This window comes from Tenacibaculum skagerrakense, from assembly GCF_004345825.1.
Taxonomy (GTDB): domain Bacteria; phylum Bacteroidota; class Bacteroidia; order Flavobacteriales; family Flavobacteriaceae; genus Polaribacter; species Polaribacter skagerrakensis.
In genome coordinates this window covers 106697-123972 of record NZ_SLXM01000007.1, presented here as the reverse complement: position 1 = coordinate 123972, position 17276 = coordinate 106697, and the positions used below count along the sequence as shown (strand labels likewise).

The 17276-nt window shown below is 32.0% G+C and carries 16 protein-coding genes and 1 tRNA gene; 11 read left to right on the top strand and 6 right to left on the bottom strand.

Features of this window, described 5'->3' with window-relative positions; genetic code table 11:
- Nucleotides 1–23 precede the first annotated feature (23 nt).
- The 3 genes from EV195_RS12120 to glmS are packed head-to-tail and all read left to right on the top strand — an operon-like array spanning nucleotide 24 to nucleotide 4279.
- Nucleotides 24–845 (top strand): glycogen/starch synthase, encoded by an 822-nt coding sequence (locus tag EV195_RS12120; protein WP_132795343.1) that lies wholly within the window; start codon nucleotides 24–26, stop codon nucleotides 843–845.
- A 14-nt stretch (nucleotides 846–859) separates the two neighbouring features.
- Entirely contained in the window at nucleotides 860–2398 is a 1539-nt protein-coding gene (locus EV195_RS12115) for a DUF4270 family protein (RefSeq protein WP_132795222.1), read from the top strand.
- A 24-nt stretch (nucleotides 2399–2422) separates the two neighbouring features.
- Nucleotides 2423–4279 carry a glutamine--fructose-6-phosphate transaminase (isomerizing) gene (gene glmS, locus EV195_RS12110; protein WP_132795221.1) on the top strand — a complete coding sequence of 619 codons (1857 nt, stop codon included), beginning with the start codon at nucleotides 2423–2425 and terminating at the stop codon, nucleotides 4277–4279.
- 49 nt (nucleotides 4280–4328) lie between these two features.
- Here glmS and EV195_RS12105 read toward each other — a convergent pair whose 3' ends face one another.
- Both EV195_RS12105 and prfA read right to left on the bottom strand, forming a co-directional pair.
- Entirely contained in the window at nucleotides 4329–5279 is a 951-nt protein-coding gene (locus EV195_RS12105; protein WP_132795220.1) for an endonuclease/exonuclease/phosphatase family protein, read from the bottom strand.
- Nucleotides 5280–5328: 49 nt separating this feature from the next.
- Nucleotides 5329–6405, bottom strand: a complete 1077-nt coding sequence (prfA, locus tag EV195_RS12100) for a peptide chain release factor 1 (RefSeq protein WP_132795219.1) — start codon at nucleotides 6403–6405, stop codon at nucleotides 5329–5331.
- 160 nt (nucleotides 6406–6565) lie between these two features.
- Between prfA and EV195_RS12095 the strand changes: the two genes are divergently transcribed.
- From EV195_RS12095 to EV195_RS12085, 3 genes are all read left to right on the top strand, one after another.
- On the top strand, nucleotides 6566–6916 hold the full coding sequence (locus EV195_RS12095; RefSeq protein ID WP_132795218.1) for a DUF6265 family protein: 351 nt from the start codon (nucleotides 6566–6568) through the stop codon (nucleotides 6914–6916).
- A 124-nt stretch (nucleotides 6917–7040) separates the two neighbouring features.
- Nucleotides 7041–7601, top strand: coding sequence for a YceI family protein (locus tag EV195_RS12090; RefSeq protein WP_132795217.1), 561 nt, complete (start codon nucleotides 7041–7043; stop codon nucleotides 7599–7601).
- The gene (locus tag EV195_RS12085) at nucleotides 7601–8674 is read left to right on the top strand and encodes a hypothetical protein (protein ID WP_132795216.1); all 1074 of its coding nucleotides are present in this window, start codon (nucleotides 7601–7603) and stop codon (nucleotides 8672–8674) included. Before EV195_RS12090 ends, EV195_RS12085 begins: the two co-directional genes overlap by 1 nt.
- 51 nt (nucleotides 8675–8725) lie before the next feature.
- Here the strand turns inward: EV195_RS12085 and EV195_RS12080 are convergent, their stop codons facing one another.
- The 3 genes from EV195_RS12080 to EV195_RS12070 form a co-directional block, all read right to left on the bottom strand.
- A complete protein-coding gene (locus EV195_RS12080; protein WP_132795215.1) occupies nucleotides 8726–9904 on the bottom strand; it encodes an AIR synthase related protein in 1179 nt (392 codons plus the stop codon).
- Nucleotides 9905–9968: 64 nt separating this feature from the next.
- Nucleotides 9969–10454, bottom strand: a complete 486-nt coding sequence (locus EV195_RS12075; protein WP_132795214.1) for a GNAT family N-acetyltransferase — start codon at nucleotides 10452–10454, stop codon at nucleotides 9969–9971.
- 1 nt (nucleotide 10455) lies between these two features.
- A complete protein-coding gene (locus EV195_RS12070) occupies nucleotides 10456–12639 on the bottom strand; it encodes a glutamine synthetase III family protein (protein WP_132795213.1) in 2184 nt (727 codons plus the stop codon).
- Nucleotides 12640–12795: 156 nt separating this feature from the next.
- On the opposite strand from EV195_RS12070, the gene EV195_RS12065 reads away from it, so the two are divergent.
- Nucleotides 12796–13806, top strand: coding sequence for a glutamine synthetase beta-grasp domain-containing protein (locus EV195_RS12065; protein WP_132795212.1), 1011 nt, complete (start codon nucleotides 12796–12798; stop codon nucleotides 13804–13806).
- A gap of 54 nt (nucleotides 13807–13860) precedes the next feature.
- Here EV195_RS12065 and EV195_RS12060 read toward each other — a convergent pair whose 3' ends face one another.
- Complete coding sequence (locus tag EV195_RS12060; protein ID WP_132795211.1) at nucleotides 13861–14802, bottom strand: calcium/sodium antiporter; 942 nt, start codon at nucleotides 14800–14802, stop codon at nucleotides 13861–13863.
- Nucleotides 14803–15333: 531 nt separating this feature from the next.
- Between EV195_RS12060 and EV195_RS12055 the strand changes: the two genes are divergently transcribed.
- The 4 genes from EV195_RS12055 (at nucleotide 15334) to EV195_RS12040 (ending at nucleotide 17259) form a co-directional block, all read left to right on the top strand.
- On the top strand, nucleotides 15334–16665 hold the full coding sequence (locus EV195_RS12055) for an SPFH domain-containing protein (protein WP_132795210.1): 1332 nt from the start codon (nucleotides 15334–15336) through the stop codon (nucleotides 16663–16665).
- A 78-nt stretch (nucleotides 16666–16743) separates the two neighbouring features.
- Entirely contained in the window at nucleotides 16744–16896 is a 153-nt protein-coding gene (locus EV195_RS12050; protein ID WP_132795209.1) for an SsrA-binding protein, read from the top strand.
- Nucleotides 16897–16913: 17 nt separating this feature from the next.
- Entirely contained in the window at nucleotides 16914–17141 is a 228-nt protein-coding gene (locus tag EV195_RS12045) for a putative signal transducing protein (protein ID WP_165915731.1), read from the top strand.
- A 44-nt stretch (nucleotides 17142–17185) separates the two neighbouring features.
- Nucleotides 17186–17259 (top strand) — tRNA-Arg (locus EV195_RS12040).
- Nucleotides 17260–17276: the final 17 nt, after the last annotated feature.

Below are 17276 nucleotides of genomic sequence, written 5' to 3'. Positions count from 1 at the left end.
ACTCTTTAAAAGAGTTAGATTTAATGAAGGATAAGAGAATATTGTATGTTTCATCGGAAGTAATTCCATACTTACCAGAAACAGAATTATCATCTACCGCATTTAATGTTGCTAAATTTGCACATTCAAAGGGAGTTCAAACCAGAATCTTTATGCCTCGATTTGGTGTAATTAATGAAAGAAGACATCAATTACACGAAGTTATTCGTTTGTCTGGTATGAACTTAATTATCGATGATATGGACATGCCGTTGATTATAAAAGTTGCTTCTATTCCAAAAGAGAGAATGCAAGTTTATTTTATCGATAATGATGAATACTTCAAAAGGAAAGCAATTTATACTGATGAAGATGATCAGCTTTTCCCTGACAACGACGAAAGAATGATTTTCTTTGCAAAAGGAGTTGTTGAAACAGTGAAAAAATTAAATTGGGCTCCTGATATTATTCATGTTCATGGTTGGATGGCTTCTTTATTGCCTATTTACCTTAAAGAATACTATAAAGAAGAACCTATTTTTGCTGATAGCAAAGTAGTCACTTCATTATACAACAATGAATTTGAAGGTGAATTAAACAAAGGACTTATTAACAAAGTTAAATTTGACAAAATAGATAACGATAGTGTTCCTATTTTAGAAAATCCTACTCAAGAGAATATCTTGAAAAATGCTATTTTAAATTCTGATGCAATAATTAAAGGAAGTGATAGTTATTCTGAAGATTTAGAACAATTCATAAAGGATAATAACGTTACAGTTTTAGATTACCAATCTGAGGAGTATTTAACAGAAGCATATCTAGATTTCTATAAAGAGAATGTACTAGAGCTTCAAGATTCTTAATTTTTCAAACAAATATGACTAAAAAAATTGTTTATTTAAGTGTAGCTGTTGTCTCACTTTTATTTGTGATTTCATGTGAAAAAGACTTCCGTGAAATAGAAGGAAATGTTATTAGTAATAACGTGTTCAATACAAAGCAACTTACACTAGAAGTTATTGTTAAAGATAGTATAGTAGATGCAGTAAGAGCAGACAATATTGCTATTGGAAGTTTAGGAGAATATTTACTAGGTGTTTACAACAACTCAGATTATGAAAGAATAGAGGCTTCTATTATTAGTCAACTAGGTCTTTCTATAAATCCTCAAACAGAGCAAAATACTACTAAAGCAGAAAGTGGAAAGGATGAAGATTTAGATTCTATTTACGTTTTTAATGAAGCTGTTTTAGAGATTCCTTATACTTCAACTAAACTTGATAATGAAGCAGATGGAAAGCCAAAATTTAGATTGGATTCTTTATTAGGCAACTCTTCTATACCTATGGCTTTAAAAATATATAGAAACGGTACATTTTTAAATACGTTAGACCCTGGAAATCCAACTCAACGTTTCAGTTACATGTCGGATCATGAATATGTTGAATCTGAACTGTTAAATGACGATCCTAGTTTTACGTATACACCAGACCCAACCGATACGTTATTTGTTTTTGAAAGAGAGCTAAGTACTGGTGCAAAATATAATGATACTACCAAACTTGCTAATAGTATTCCTTTTTTAACTGTTCCACTTAACAAAGCTAGAATGAAAGAGTTATTTTGGGATAAATTTGGAGATGCAGAATTTACTACTCAAAATGATTTCAATAATTATTTCAGAGGTCTAATTCTTAAAGCTGAGGGTACAGATGGATCAATGGTTCCTTTGTCTTTAGGAACTAACGCTCCGCGTGTAAAATTTTACTATACAATAACCACACTTGATGAAGGTGTTGTAAAAGACACTATTGTTGGTAATTATACTTTTAGTTTTACTGGGGTAACCAATAGTAAATACAAAATGACTGCTCCTCAAAATCCAGCACCTTCTAATAGTGTAGCTATTCAAGGAACTGCTGGTAGTATGGCTACTGTTAAAATTTTAAATGGAACTGAATTACAAGATTTGAGATCTCAAAATATCTTAATAAACGATGCATCTTTAGTTTTTAATATCGATACCTCACGTGATACTACAAAAGTTCCGTTAAGACTTTTATTGTTTAAAGATACTGGAAATGGAGACGGCGAACATATTAAGGACAGCTATGAACTACCACAATTTTTTGGCGGGTTCCTAGGTGATGATGACCAAGGAAAACCAAAAGACTACAATATAAGAATTACTGATCATGTAGCTGAATTAGTTTCAGGAGAATCAGATGAAAATGTGCCTTTAGTGCTAAAAGTATACAACCAAGGTACCGATGTTTCTGTAATAAACAATCTTGTTATACCTGTTACAAATTATAACTGGAATCCGAGGGGAGTTACGCTACTCAATCATTCATCAACGAATGGGGAACTTAGAGCAAAATTGATTATTTCCTATTCAGAAGAAAAAGATAACTAACTAAAAAACTTTTAAAAAATTATTATGTGTGGAATTACAGGCTATATTGGTGATAGAGATGCATATCCAATCGTAATCAACGGTCTTAAAAGACTTGAATATAGAGGTTACGACAGTGCTGGTATTATGATGTACGATGGAGATAAGATGAATCTTTCAAAAACCAAAGGTAAAGTTTCAGATTTAGAGGTTATTACTAACAATGAAGAAAACAGAAAGGTAGGTAAAATTGGTATTGGGCATACTAGATGGGCTACACATGGAGTTCCAAATAATGTAAATTCACATCCTCATTTTTCAGAATCAGGAGAACTAGTAATTGTACACAATGGAATTATTGAAAACTATGATACTATTAAAAAAGAATTAATAGGTCGCGGATATACTTTTCAAAGTGATACAGATACTGAAGTTCTAGTAAATCTTATAGAAGAAGTAAAAAAGCGTGAGAATTGTAAGCTAGGAAAGGCTGTTCAATTAGCTTTAACAAATGTAATCGGAGCTTATGCAATAGCTGTTTTTGATAAAACCAAACCTAATGAATTAGTAGTAGCTCGTTTAGGTAGTCCTATTGCTATTGGCGTTGGAAAAAATAATGAAGAGTTTTTTGTAGCTTCTGATGCCTCACCTTTTATAGAATATACAAAAGATGCTTTATATCTTGAAGATGGTGAATTAGCAATTATCAAAAAAGATAGAGGTATTAAAGTTAGAAAAATTGATAGTGACAAACCTGTTGACCCTCAAATACAAGAATTAAAGTTAAGTTTAGATCAAATAGAAAAAGGTGGTTACGATCACTTTATGCTAAAAGAGATTTACGAACAACCAAAAGCAATTATTGATACTTACAGAGGAAGAATGTTAGCTGATGAAGGTATTATAAGAATGGCTGGTGTTGATGATAACATGAGTAAATTCTTAAATGCTGATAGAATTATCGTAATAGCTTGTGGAACTTCATGGCATGCAGGATTAGTTGGAGAATATCTTATCGAAGATATGGCTAGAATTCCTGTAGAGGTAGAATATGCTTCTGAGTTCAGGTATAGAAACCCAATTATTACTCCAAAAGATGTTGTAATTGCTATTTCTCAATCAGGAGAAACTGCGGATACCTTAGCAGCTATTAAATTAGCTAAATCTAAAGGAGCATTCGTGTTTGGTATTTGTAATGTAGTAGGGTCTTCTATTGCAAGAGAAACTCATGCAGGAGCTTATACTCATGCTGGACCAGAAATTGGTGTTGCTTCAACTAAAGCTTTCACTACGCAAATAACAATTTTAACATTATTATCTTTAAAACTAGCTCAAGCTAAAGGAACATTATCTAAAACAGCTGTAAATAAGTATTTACAAACAATGCAGCAAATTCCTGCGCAAGTGGAACAGTTACTAAAAATTGATCCAATTGTTAAGGATATTGCGGATCATTACAAGGAAGCAACAAACTGTTTGTATTTAGGTAGAGGATTTAACTTTCCAGTAGCTTTAGAAGGAGCTTTAAAGTTAAAAGAGATTTCTTATATACATGCAGAAGGATATCCTGCAGCTGAAATGAAACATGGTCCTATTGCACTTATTGACGAGAACATGCCTGTTTTTGTAATTGCAACCAGAAAAGGACATTATGAAAAAGTTGTTAGTAACATTCAAGAAATTAAATCTAGAAGTGGAAAGATCATAGCGATTGTTACTGAAGGAGATGAAACTGTAAAAGAAATTGCGGACCACGTAATTGAAATCCCTGAAACTGAAGAGGCTTTAACTCCATTGTTGACTACTATTCCATTACAACTACTTTCTTATCATATTGCTGTTATGTTAGGGAAAAATGTAGATCAACCAAGAAACTTGGCAAAGTCTGTTACTGTAGAATAATCAAGTAAAAAATAGATGATATTAAAAAACCAGCTTTTAAAGCTGGTTTTTATTTTTTTACAAAAGAAACATACACAGGAAAATGATCCGAAAAACCTCCTTTATACCAAGGTCCAATATACGTTCTGAACGGACTCCCTTTATGCTTCCCTTTATGTGTTTTTAACCATTTTTTATTAAAAATGTTGGCTGACATAAATTGATGGTTAGTTTCTATATCTTTAAAATTATTAGACAAAATAATTTGATCAAATAAATGCCACTCTTTTTGAAATGTTGAGGTTCCTAGACCTTTTTGATATAATGGTAGCATAGGATTAAAAAAATCATGACTTACTAAATGGTTTTTTACACTCTCTGAAGTAGGATTATCATTAAAATCACCCATAATGATAATTTTAGCATTAGGGTCTTTACTCGTTATTTTATCGATGGCCTCTTTAACTACATCTGCAGCCTTTATCCGTTTTGATTTTGACTCCTCTTCTCCTTCTCTTCTTGACGGCCAATGATTCACTATAACATGAATTAATTCATCATTCATAAAACCTGAAACAAGTAATACATCTCTCGTATGATCAAAATTTCCTTCTTCATCTAAAAAACTAAACTGCATTCTTTCCGAAGAAACAGGGCTAAAATGCCTATCACGATATAACAAAGCAGTATCTATTCCTCTTTCATCATTAGATTCATAGTGAACATACCTGTAACCACATTTATGCAAACTCTTCTGATTTACTAAATCATCTAATACTTTAGTGTTTTCTACTTCAGCTAACCCAACTAAAATAGGTGTTTCAGAGGAACTTGTTTTTCCTATTTGAGAAATAACATAACTTATTCTATTAAGCTTTCTGTAATAGCGTTTATATGTCCAGTTTCTTTCACCTGTAGGTGTGTACTTATCATCATTAGTAGTTGGATCATCTATAGTGTCAAACAAATTTTCAACATTATAAAATGCTACAGTTAGAATTTCATCTCTGCTATAATTCATAAGGCTTAAATATAGGAACTAAAAACGCAACCAATGGTTGCGTTTATTTTTATATAGTTTCTCCAAGTTCCTTTAACTTTGAAGTGTTTTCTGCTAACATTAATTCATCAATAATTTTCTGAATATCACCATTCACAATATTTTGCAAATCGTATAACGTTAAACCAATTCTATGATCTGTAACACGTCCTTGTGGATAGTTATACGTTCTAATTTTTGCAGAACGATCTCCAGATGTTACCATAGAACCTCTTTTAGCTGCATCTTCAGCTTGCTTTTTAGCCAATTCTAAATCATATAATCTAGAACGTAATACTCTGAAGGCTTTTTCTTTGTTCTTGTGCTGTGATTTTTGATCTTGACACTGTGCTACTAATCCAGTTGGAATGTGAGTTAGACGTACCGCAGAATAGGTTGTGTTTACAGACTGTCCCCCTGGTCCAGACGAACAGAAATAATCAATTCTAACATCTTTTGGGTTTATTTCAACATCAAACTCTTCTGCTTCTGGAAACACCATACAAGTTGCTGCCGAAGTATGCACACGACCCTGAGTTTCTGTTTGCGGAACACGTTGAACACGATGTACTCCCGCTTCAAACTTTAGCGTACCATAAACATCTTCTCCAGTTACTTCAAATTGTATTTCTTTGAAACCTCCGTTTGTTCCTTCACTGTAATCTACAATAGAAACATTCCATCCTTTACTTTCACAATACTTAGAATACATTCTAAATAAATCTCCAGCAAAAATACTTGCTTCATCTCCTCCAGTACCCGCACGCAATTCAACAACGGCATTTTTGCCATCTTCAGGGTCTTTAGGAATCAATAAATACTTAATTTCTTCTTCTAAGGTAGGAATACGTTCTTTGGCTTCATCCATCTCCATTTTTGCCATATCAACCATTTCGGCATCACTACCATCAGCAATAATCTCTTTCGCTTCTTCTATATTATTTAATAACGTTTCGTATTCGTTCGCTTTTTTTACAACTTTACCTAAGTCTTTATACTCTTTATTAAGTTGCACGTAACGCTTTTGATCCGAAATAACATCCGGTTGAATGATTAAATCAGAAACCTCATCAAAACGTTGTTTTACTATCTGTAATTTATCTAGCATTGTTTTCTTCGTTGGTGTGCGAATTTACGACTTTTCTTTAAATTTGTTGAATTGAAAATCAGTCATTGACCTAAAATCCTTATATATGCGTTACCTTTTTCTTATTTTTTTTGCTTCTATCTGTTTCTCTTGTAATAAACAACCCAAAAACCCTGATTTCATGATTGGGAAGTGGAAACGAATTAATGAAGATTCTACGAAAACTACTTATGAAATTTGGAACGCTAATTTTTCTGGAATTGGTTACACGCTACAAAATAAAGACACGGTTTTTAAAGAGATATTGAACATAATTTCTTCGGAAGGAAAGCAATATTTTCAAGTTACTGGCGTAAATCAAGAGCCAACTTTATTTGAAATAACTAAACTAACCAAGGATATGTTAGTTTGTGAAAACAAAAAAAATGAATTTCCTAAAGAAATATCTTACTGGCTTGAAAAAGACAACTTAAAAGCTAAAGTTGCTAACGATGATTTTTCTATAGATTTTGTATTTGAGAGAATTGAATAAAAACCATAATAAATTGCTATGGTAATCAAGAGTTTTAAAATAATTTGACACTTCTTTTAAATTGATTTGACATTTTTAACCAATCACTGGAATAGTTTTACTCTGAATTCTAAAAAATATATTCATGAGAAAAATTATTACTCTTATTCTTACTGCATCTTCAATTTTAATTAGCAACTCACAAGAAAAGCTTCCTATAAATGTTGAGAAAAGTACCATTAAATGGATTGGTGAATTGACTTTTCATTTTGGAGGTCATGATGGCTTTATACAATTTAAAGAAGGTCACCTTGTAAAAACGGATGATAAAATTACAGGTGGTGAATTTACCATTGATATGAATTCTATGACCAATACAGATATTAAACAAGAGGAAGGAAAGAAGAATCTAATTGATCATTTAAAAGATCATGATTTTTTTGATGTTAAAAAGCATCCTCTAACAAAACTGGTTATAACAAAAGTTACATATTCGGACGAAACACATGCAAGAATCGAAGCCAATTTAACTCTTAAAGGAATTACCAAACCAATAAATTTTAATGCAGAATTTAACTATCAAGACAAAACAATGTTAACTCGTTTTAAAATAGATAGAAGAAAGTGGAATGTATATTATACAAGTAAAGTTAAAGACTATGCAATTTCTGATGCATTAGGTTTTGAAGTAACAGTTAAATTATAATGATGAAGCAAATTTTAGCAATAGTATTTATGCTCTTATTAACTTTAACTGCCTTTACTCAAGAAGACAAGGAGTTATCAATCTTTGAAAACTCAAAAAACTGGAAAAGAGAAGTGATAAAGTTTCCTGTTAATTGGGCACCAAAACTTGACATTAATGGTTTTGAAGAACTTCTTTTTACTCCAAAATGGTCAGATTCGAAAAGCAACGAATTTTGGTCGTTAGTTATTGGATGGAAAATAGAAACTTCAAAAACTTTAGACTTAAAAAAAATTGAAGCTAATTTCAAAGCTTATTTTGATGGACTCATGATACCCAATCATTGGGCAAAAAAATTCCCTAAACCTGTTGTTGATTTTAAAAAAGCTGAAAATGGATTTGTTGGAATAATGACATTCTTTGATGGATTTCATACAGGAAAAGTAATTACAGTACATGTTAAAGGACAACAACATTTTTCTCAAAAGGATAATAACTCAATAATTACATTTCGAATATCTCCAAGAGATTTTAGTGATAACATATGGAATAGTTTGAATGAAGTACAACTAAGACAGGAAAATCAAACTATAATTAATTTAGATATATCTTGGACAAATGAGACTTTTGAATTTCCTATCAGTTTCGCTCCAGAAATTAATTATCAAGGTATTGCCGAAGTACGATTCCCTAAAGGTTGGATAAATCCAGAGCATCCTAATTTTTGGTCTTACACCTATGCTTGGAAAATTAATATAGAAAAAGAAATTAATGCTGTAGAACTGGCAAATAACTTAGAACTATATTTTGATGGTTTAAACAAAATCAATCAAAATAAAGAGTTACAGCAGCACAAAGCAGTAGCAAGCATTATTAAAATTAAGTCACTAAAAAACAACACATTATTTATTGGAAATATTAAAACCTATGATCGCTTCGCTACAAATAAAAAATTGATATTAAATGTTTTAATAGATGTGTGTTATAATTCTAAAGAAAAACAAAGCATCATCCATTTTAAATTTTCACCAAAAAAATTTGGACATAAAACGTGGGAAATGTTAGCTGAAATTGAACTTACTAAAAAACAATAACAAAAAAGTCTCGAAAATTCGAGACTTTTTTGCTTGTATAATCACTATGTCTTAATATTCAAAAACTCCGTACTCGCTCTTTATGGTAAGTTTTTTATCTGCGCTCTCTTCAACTCTACCAACAATTTGAGCATCAACATTAAACGACTTTGAAATTGCAATAATATCTTCTGCAACTTCAGGAGAAACATATAATTCCATTCTATGTCCACAGTTAAACACTTGGTACATCTCTTTCCAATCTGTTTTAGATTGCTCTTGTATCAATTTAAAAAGAGGTGGAATTTCAAACATGTTATCTTTAATCACATGAACATTATCCACAAAGTGTAAAATTTTTGTTTGCGCACCACCAGAACAATGAACCATTCCGTGAATATTATCAGAAGTATATTTAGATAAAATAGCTTTTATTATTGGCGCATAAGTTCTTGTTGGAGATAACACTAACTTCCCAGCATCGATTGGAGAGTTTTCAACTTCATCTGTTAACTTTACATTTCCAGAATACACTAAGTCAGAAGGCACAGCTGCATCAAAACTTTCAGGATATTTTTCAGCTAAATATTTATTGAATACATCATGGCGTGCTGAAGTTAAACCATTACTTCCCATACCTCCATTATATTCCTTTTCATAAGAAGCTTGACCAAATGAAGCTAAACCTACAATTACATTACCTGGTTTAATATTAGCATTATCAATAACATCAGCTCGCTTCATTCTAGCTGTTACTGTAGAATCAACGATAATAGTTTTGACTAAATCGCCAACATCAGCTGTTTCTCCTCCAGTAGAATGAATAGTTACTCCAAAATCTTTTAATTCAGAAATCAATTCTTCTGTACCGTTAATTATTGCTGAAATAACTTCACCAGGAATTAAATTTTTATTTCTACCTATTGTAGAAGATAGCATAATATTATCGGTAGCTCCAACACATAATAAATCATCAATATTCATGATTAATGCATCTTGTGCAATACCTTTCCACACAGAAACATCTCCAGTTTCTTTCCAATACATGTATGCTAAAGATGATTTTGTGCCAGCTCCATCAGCATGCATTATTAAACAATGCTCTTCGCTGTTAGTTAAATAATCTGGAACTATTTTACAAAAGGCTTTTGGAAACAAACCTTTGTCAATATTTTTAATTGCATTATGCACGTCTTCTTTAGAAGCTGAAACTCCTCGTTGTGCATATCTTTTAGATACTTCTTGACTCATTGTGTTGTGTTGTTGTTGGTCACAAAATTACTTTAAAACGTAAGACTACCAAAGTAATTTTCTGTTATTTACTTCTTCGTTCGTATATTATTGTATCTCTCCAAATCCCATTTAACTCGGCAATTCTTTCTCTATAACCAACTTTTCTAAATCCGAACTTCTCATGAAGTCGAACACTTCCAATATTTTCCGGAAACATACTCGAATAAAGAGTCCAAATTCCGTTTTCCTCAGAAGACTGAATTAAACTTTTCATCAGTAAAGAACCTATACCATTTCCTATTGCAGATAATTTAATATAAACACTTACCTCAGCTACACCTCTATATTCAAACCTAGAAGAAACGGGTGCTAGTGCGCACCAACCTAAAACTTCTTCTTCACTATTAACTATCACAAATCTACTGTGTTTATGACAATTGGAATTCCATGTTTCCCAATCAGGAACCTGAGTTCTAAAAGTAGCATTACCCGTTTTTATACCTTCTTCGTAAATTTTAGCTACTTGTAACCAATGTATTTCTGTTAAAGGTAAGATTTTCAAAGACATATTATCTAGTAAATAACAATTCTCGGTACTTTGTTAAAGGCCATAAATTATCATCAACCAACAACTCAAGTTTATCTACGTGATATCTAATTTCCTCTAAAAAAGGTTTTACTACGTTACAATACATTTCTGCATTTTTTTGCCCTTTGAATTTATTGGCTTCCTTACGTTTTTCTGTCATTTGCTCAATTTTGGAATTAATTTCTGCAATATGATTAGAAATACGTTTGATTAAATCGATTTGTTCAGATGCGTATTGTTCAAAATCTTTTCCGAAAATTTCTTTTAATCCTTTTACATTTTCTATTAATGTATTTTGATATTGAATAACAATCGGAATTACATGATTTCTTGAGATATCACCTAAAACACGACTTTCTATTTGGATACGTTTTGCATACTCTTCTAATTCAATTTCATGACGTGCTTCAACTTCAATTTTATTCATCACTCCCATTTCTTCGAAAAGAATAATGTTCTTTTTAGAAATCTTAGCCTTTAATGCCTCTGGCGTAGTTTTGTGGTTACTTAAACCTCGTTTTTTTGCTTCCTTTTCCCAAGCTTCTCCGTAACCGTCTCCTTCAAATCGTATTTTCTTAGATGCTTTTATGTATTCTCTTAATACATTAAAAACAGCCTCATCTTTTTTAAGTCCTTTAGTGTCAATCAAAACATCGACTTCCTTCTTAAAGTCTTTTAATTGTTTCGCAATAATGGTATTTAAAACAGTCATCGGCCCCGCACAATTAGACCAAGAACCTACTGCTCTTAATTCGAATTTATTTCCTGTGAAAGCAAAAGGAGATGTTCTATTTCTATCTGTATTGTCTAATAGAATTTCGGGAATCTTACCAACTATATTTAATTTTAAATCTGTTTTTTCTTGAGGTGATAATTTTCCCTTCGTTACATTCTCTAACTCATCCAATACCTCAGATAATTGTGAACCTATAAAAACCGAAATAATTGCAGGCGGAGCTTCATTTGCTCCTAAACGATGATCGTTACTAGCACTAGCAATCGATGCTCTAATTAACTCTTCATAGTCGTGAACAGCCTTAATTGTGTTTACAAAAAAGGTTAGGAACTGAAGATTCTTCATTGGAGTTTTTCCCGGACTTAATAAGTTAACACCTGTATTTGTGCTTAAACTCCAATTGTTATGTTTTCCAGATCCATTAATACCTTTGAAAGGCTTCTCATGAAACAAAACTTTAAAATTATGACGTTGAGAAACTTTTTCCATCACATCCATTAATAAGGAATTATGATCTACCGCTAAATTTGCTTCTTCAAAAATTGGTGCAACTTCAAACTGATTCGGTGCAACTTCATTGTGCCTTGTTTTTACAGGAATTCCTAACAACATACACTCTTGCTCTAAATCACGCATAAAATTCATAACTCTAGTCGGAATCGAACCAAAATAATGATCTTCTAACTGTTGTCCTTTTGCTGAAGAATGACCCAATAGAGTTCTACCAGTCATCATAATATCTGGTCTCGATGCTGCCAATGCTTTGTCTATCAAAAAATATTCTTGCTCCCAACCTAGAGTAGCCGTAACCTTCGTTACATTTTTATCAAAATATTTACAAACAGCAGTAGCCGATTCGTCTATAGCTTGTAATGCTCTTAAAAGAGGCGCTTTATTATCTAAAGCTTCACCAGTATACGCAACAAAAACAGTTGGAATACACAAGGTAGTCCCATAAATAAAAGCTGCTGATGTAGGATCCCAAGCGGTATATCCACGAGCCTCAAAAGTATTTCGAATCCCTCCATTAGGAAAAGAAGAAGCATCAGGTTCTTGTTGTACTAATTTACCACCATCAAAAAGTTCCATTGCATTACCGTCTGCTAAGGTTTCAAAAAAAGCATCGTGCTTTTCTGCGGTAGCTCCAGTTAGTGGTTGAAACCAATGGGTATAATGAGTTGCTCCTTTAGACAAGGCCCAATTTTTCATACTCACCGCTATCTGATCTGCTATACTTCTATCTATTTTATGACCAAACTCTGCTGCGTCCTTTACACTCTTGTAAGCTTCTTTAGTCATATACTGTAACATTGCTTTATCGCTAAAAACATGTTGAGCAAACAATTCAGAACGCTTTTTATATTCCTCTATTTGAATAGGTTTTCTATTTAATGTTTCCTGAAGTGCATTAAATCTTAATGTAGCCATTTTCGAAATTTTAAACAAAAATAATATTAATCCCCTAAAAAAATAGGGTTGAAAATAATTTTATATTAAAATTTATACTTTTACCCCTAAAAATTTGGGGGTAATTAAAAAAATATTCATTTTTGCATCATTAAACTAATTAACGATAAAAAAATCATGGCTAAGTCAAAATTAGAATACATTTGGTTAGATGGATATTATCCAACACAAAACATGCGTAGTAAAACTAAAGTTATAGATGACTTTAGTGGGAAATTAGAAGACTGTCCAATTTGGTCTTTTGATGGATCTTCAACAAAACAAGCTGAAGGAGGAGATTCTGATTGTTTGTTAAAACCTGTTGCTATTTATCCAGATCCTGCACGTGAGAATGGATTTTTAGTTATGACAGAGGTTTTAAATGCTGATGGTACTCCACACGAATCAAATGGAAGAGCTGGTATTGATGATGATGATAATGATTTTTGGTTTGGATTTGAGCAAGAGTATTTTATTATGGACACACATACACAATTACCTCTAGGATTCCCTATTGGTGGTTATCCTGGCCCACAAGGTATGTACTACTGTTCTGTAGGTGGTAAAAACACTCACGGTCGTGATTTCGTTGAAGAACACGCAGACTTATGTATTGCTGCTGGATTAAATTTTGAAGGAATTAACCAAGAGGTTGCTTCTGGACAATGGGAATTCCAATTATTTGCAAAAGGTGCTAAAAAAGCTGGTGATGAAATTTGGGTTGCTCGTTATTTATTAGATAGATTAACTGAAAAGTATGGTTACTACATTGAATATCACCCAAAACCAATTAAAGGAGATTGGAACGGATCTGGAATGCATGCAAACTTCTCTAACACTTTATTAAGAACTTGCGGAAGCAAAGAGGTTTATGAAAAAGTATGTGAGGCGTTTAGACCTGTAACTAAAGAACATATAGCAGTTTACGGAGAATATAACGATCAACGTTTAACTGGAAAGCACGAAACTGCTTCTATTAACGATTTCAGCTACGGAGTTTCAGACAGAGGTGCTTCAATAAGAATTCCAATTATTACTGTAGAAAAAGGTTGGAAAGGATGGTTAGAAGATCGTCGTCCAGCTTCAAATGCAGACCCATATAAAGTTGCTGGAAGAATTGTTCAAACAGTAAAAAATGCAAAAATTTAAATCTTAAGATTTAATGAATTTTATTAAGCTCACTTTAAAGTGAGCTTTTTTATTTTATAAAAATGACACTATGTAAATAAAAACAGCGTACCCTAAAAACAATAATATGCCCTTAAACCTTCCTAAAACAAAATTTTTAGGAACAAGCACCAGTGGCAAAATTATAAATGCAAAAGCTAACATCCAGAAAATATCTCTAGACAATATTTGTGGTTCTGTTACAGGAATGTCTTTTATTAGTGCAGTTAACCCTAAAACTGAAGCAATATTAAAAATATTAGATCCAATTAAGTTCCCCAATGAAATTGCTTTCTCTCCTTTTAAAGCTGCAATAACTGAGGCAGCTAACTCAGGAACACTAGTTCCAATAGCAATCATAGTAATAGAAATTACTCCTTCACTAACTCCTACACTTTTAGCTAATGTTTTTGCACCATCCACTAAAAATTCGGAACCAAAATACAGTGCTAAACCTCCAATTAGTAACCATCCAGTAATTTTAGGGTAACCTACAGTTGCTAATTTATCATCAACTTCATCACTATCTTCTTCTTCTTTTGTTGATTTAATAAGCACAACAAGGAAAATGATTAATCCTAGAAATAAAGACAACCCTTCTATTCTATTTAACAATTCATCGTTTTTCAAAAAGTAATAAAGCACCAATGAAAAAACCATCATTACAGGCCAATTTAGCTTATAAAAATCTTTACTTACTGTAATAGGACCAATAATGGCAGTTATACCTAGTACCAAGCCTATATTCGCAATATTAGAACCGATAACATTGTTGAGCGCAATGGCAGGTGATCCATCCATAGCTGCTTGCAAACTAACTAACAGTTCAGGAGCAGATGTTGCAAATGAAACTACCGTCATTCCTATAACCATTTTAGAAATATTTAGTTTAAAAGAAAGACCTACTGAGGCTCTAACCAAAAACTCTCCCCCAAATACCAACAACACTAATCCTAAAAGAATATAGACAATACTCATAAATAAAATTTTTTACGAATATAGGAATATTTAATACTGTGACAACTGACGAACTTTAAAGAAAAAGGCAATAAAAATGACGTGATTTTAGCAGTCTATAAATTCTTGTTTTTTATTACTCCAAAAAATCAAACCATCAAAAACACCCTAAACTGAAAACTACTTTTCCTTTGCTTTTTAAAAAACTCTAAAAAACACCCTTTGTTTTATTACACTATTAATATTAAACAACATTTTATAACTACATATTAAAACACGAAACAAGATTAAAAGGTTATATATTAAAACAATTTTAACTTTTTTAGCTTCATATGTAAATTCAGTTTGATTAATTCGTTCCAAAAAGTTTGGAGCAAGGATTTCTTTCCTCATATATTCGAAAAACAATTTCGAAATTGAACTATTTACTAACATCAAAAACGACTATAAAAAATGATTGTATTTCTATTAAAACTAACTGTTGCTTTAACTGAATTAATATCCAGTTTAATTCAAACAATATTTTAATATCAACTTTTAATAACTATATATATGCTAACATTTTTTGGAATTTTATTAATCCTATTAGGATTTGCATCAATCATTAGCAAACCTTTTCTAGCGAAAACAAAAAACCTAGATTGGTTAACAACTCAAAAGAGTGTAACTGCAATTATTGTTGGTGTTTTAATGAGTATTGCCTCGGGAGTGTTTTTTTATGCAGAACCCGGTACCGCTTATGCAGTTCAATATCCGTGGGGTGGACAAAAAGCAGTTTTTCAACAAGGTTTAAAAACTAAAATGTGGGGACGATTAATCCCAATTCAGTTTGAGATTCCTGTAAAATATGTAATTCCAAACCAAAAAGGACAATTAGGAGATCAAAGTCAGTATGCCTATGTAGATAAATCTAGACAGTGGGAATTTAACGATGCTGTAAAAGGAAAGATTGCAACGTCTATTGTAATTAGTATTGATATATCGGATGAAAAGCAATTCTTATCGGTTGCAGACAGGAATAAAACAGAAAAGAATTTAATCAGATCGAGAATTATTCCAAACATTGATCAATCTATAAAAAACACTTGTAAGTTAATGGCTGCTCAAGATTACATCTCGGGTCAAGCTGCAGATTTTGACAGGTATTTTCAAGATCAGTTAGAAAACGGAATGTATGTACTAGAAGAGTATGTAGAAAATCAAAAACCAGAAATTATTGGAGACAGTACCGTAACCAGAACTATTCCAAACAAAGAATCACGTCAAAAAAGATTTAGAATAAAAATGGAAAACGGAGAACCAGTAAGAGTAAAAGGGAACTCACTTAAATCATATGGTTTAACAGTAGTACAAGCTGTTGTTACAGAAATTGACTGGGAAGAAACTTTTGATAACCGTTTACAATTGCAAAAAGAAGAAGTTGCTCAAACGCAATTAGAAAAACAACAAGCTGAAAGAGAATTTTACCGTGCACAAAAAGAAAAAGCAAAAGGAGAAGCAGAAAAAGCAAAAGAAAGAGCTAGGTTAGAAAAAGCCCAAATACAACAAACCATTGCTGCCGAAACAGAAGCAAAAGTTGCTGAGTTCAATTTAATCAAGGAAAAGAAACAATATGAGGTTGAGCAATTTAAAGCAAAGAGTAAAAAATTAGCTGCGGACGCGCAAGCTTATGAAAATCAGAAATTAGTAAGTGCTGGACTTACACCTCAAGAAAAAGCAGAATGGGAATTTAAAACCGCAGTGGGAGTTGCTAAAGAATTGAAAGAGTTAAAACTTCCGACAACCTATATTGAAGGAAGTACAGGAAACAAAGACAGTGGGAATTTGCTACAATCGTTAATTGGCGCTGAGTTAGCCAAAAAAATGATTGAAAAGAAACAGTAGAAAAAGAAACACAAAGTGGTGGGTTGCTATCTCACCACTTTTACTCAATTTTCATTATATTTGAGTATATCAACAATAATGAAAAAACTAATTTTTAAGGCATTAGCCAAGATCAATAAAACTGTTTTACCATCTTTTACAAAAAAACAGTTAGATATCTCTAAAGCCTCCAAATTCCAATTAGCCATAATTGGCTGGAGAGCTTTTGTAACAATGAATTCTTTAGATTAATTAAAATGTACTATGTTATGAGTAATCATATTAAATTATATTCAGGAACTTCTATTTTAGTGAATAGATTAGCTTATATGTTAGACGAAATTGGAGTTTCATCTATCATAAAAGATAACAAAGAGTCAGGTAGATTAGCTGGTTTTGGAACCTTAGGACAATCGGTTGATTTATTAATTAATGAAGAAGATTATGAAAAGGCAAAAGACTCATTAGATATTTTTCAGAAAGAAATTTCTAAATAGTTTTACAGTTAAGAAAAATCACTTATATTTGCATCCGCAAAAACGGCCTCGTAGCATAACTGAATAGTGCACTTGATTACGGCTCAAGAGGTTGCAGGTTTGAATCCTGCCGAGGTCACAAAAGTCTTTATCATT

Bases quoted from the DNA above. Each gene is read 5' to 3' on its own strand.
- EV195_RS12120 (WP_132795343.1), top strand. From the start codon at position 24: ATGAAGGATAAGAGAATATTGTATGTTTCATCGGAAGTAATTCCATAC.
- EV195_RS12115 (WP_132795222.1), top strand. From the start codon at position 860: ATGACTAAAAAAATTGTTTATTTAAGTGTAGCTGTTGTCTCACTTTTA.
- glmS (WP_132795221.1), top strand. From the start codon at position 2,423: ATGTGTGGAATTACAGGCTATATTGGTGATAGAGATGCATATCCAATC.
- EV195_RS12105 (WP_132795220.1), bottom strand. From the start codon at position 5,279: ATGAATTATAGCAGAGATGAAATTCTAACTGTAGCATTTTATAATGTT.
- prfA (WP_132795219.1), bottom strand. From the start codon at position 6,405: ATGCTAGATAAATTACAGATAGTAAAACAACGTTTTGATGAGGTTTCT.
- EV195_RS12095 (WP_132795218.1), top strand. From the start codon at position 6,566: ATGATTGGGAAGTGGAAACGAATTAATGAAGATTCTACGAAAACTACT.
- EV195_RS12090 (WP_132795217.1), top strand. From the start codon at position 7,041: ATGAGAAAAATTATTACTCTTATTCTTACTGCATCTTCAATTTTAATT.
- EV195_RS12085 (WP_132795216.1), top strand. From the start codon at position 7,601: ATGATGAAGCAAATTTTAGCAATAGTATTTATGCTCTTATTAACTTTA.
- EV195_RS12080 (WP_132795215.1), bottom strand. From the start codon at position 9,904: ATGAGTCAAGAAGTATCTAAAAGATATGCACAACGAGGAGTTTCAGCT.
- EV195_RS12075 (WP_132795214.1), bottom strand. From the start codon at position 10,454: ATGTCTTTGAAAATCTTACCTTTAACAGAAATACATTGGTTACAAGTA.
- EV195_RS12070 (WP_132795213.1), bottom strand. From the start codon at position 12,639: ATGGCTACATTAAGATTTAATGCACTTCAGGAAACATTAAATAGAAAA.
- EV195_RS12065 (WP_132795212.1), top strand. From the start codon at position 12,796: ATGGCTAAGTCAAAATTAGAATACATTTGGTTAGATGGATATTATCCA.
- EV195_RS12060 (WP_132795211.1), bottom strand. From the start codon at position 14,802: ATGAGTATTGTCTATATTCTTTTAGGATTAGTGTTGTTGGTATTTGGG.
- EV195_RS12055 (WP_132795210.1), top strand. From the start codon at position 15,334: ATGCTAACATTTTTTGGAATTTTATTAATCCTATTAGGATTTGCATCA.
- EV195_RS12050 (WP_132795209.1), top strand. From the start codon at position 16,744: ATGAAAAAACTAATTTTTAAGGCATTAGCCAAGATCAATAAAACTGTT.
- EV195_RS12045 (WP_165915731.1), top strand. From the start codon at position 16,914: ATGAGTAATCATATTAAATTATATTCAGGAACTTCTATTTTAGTGAAT.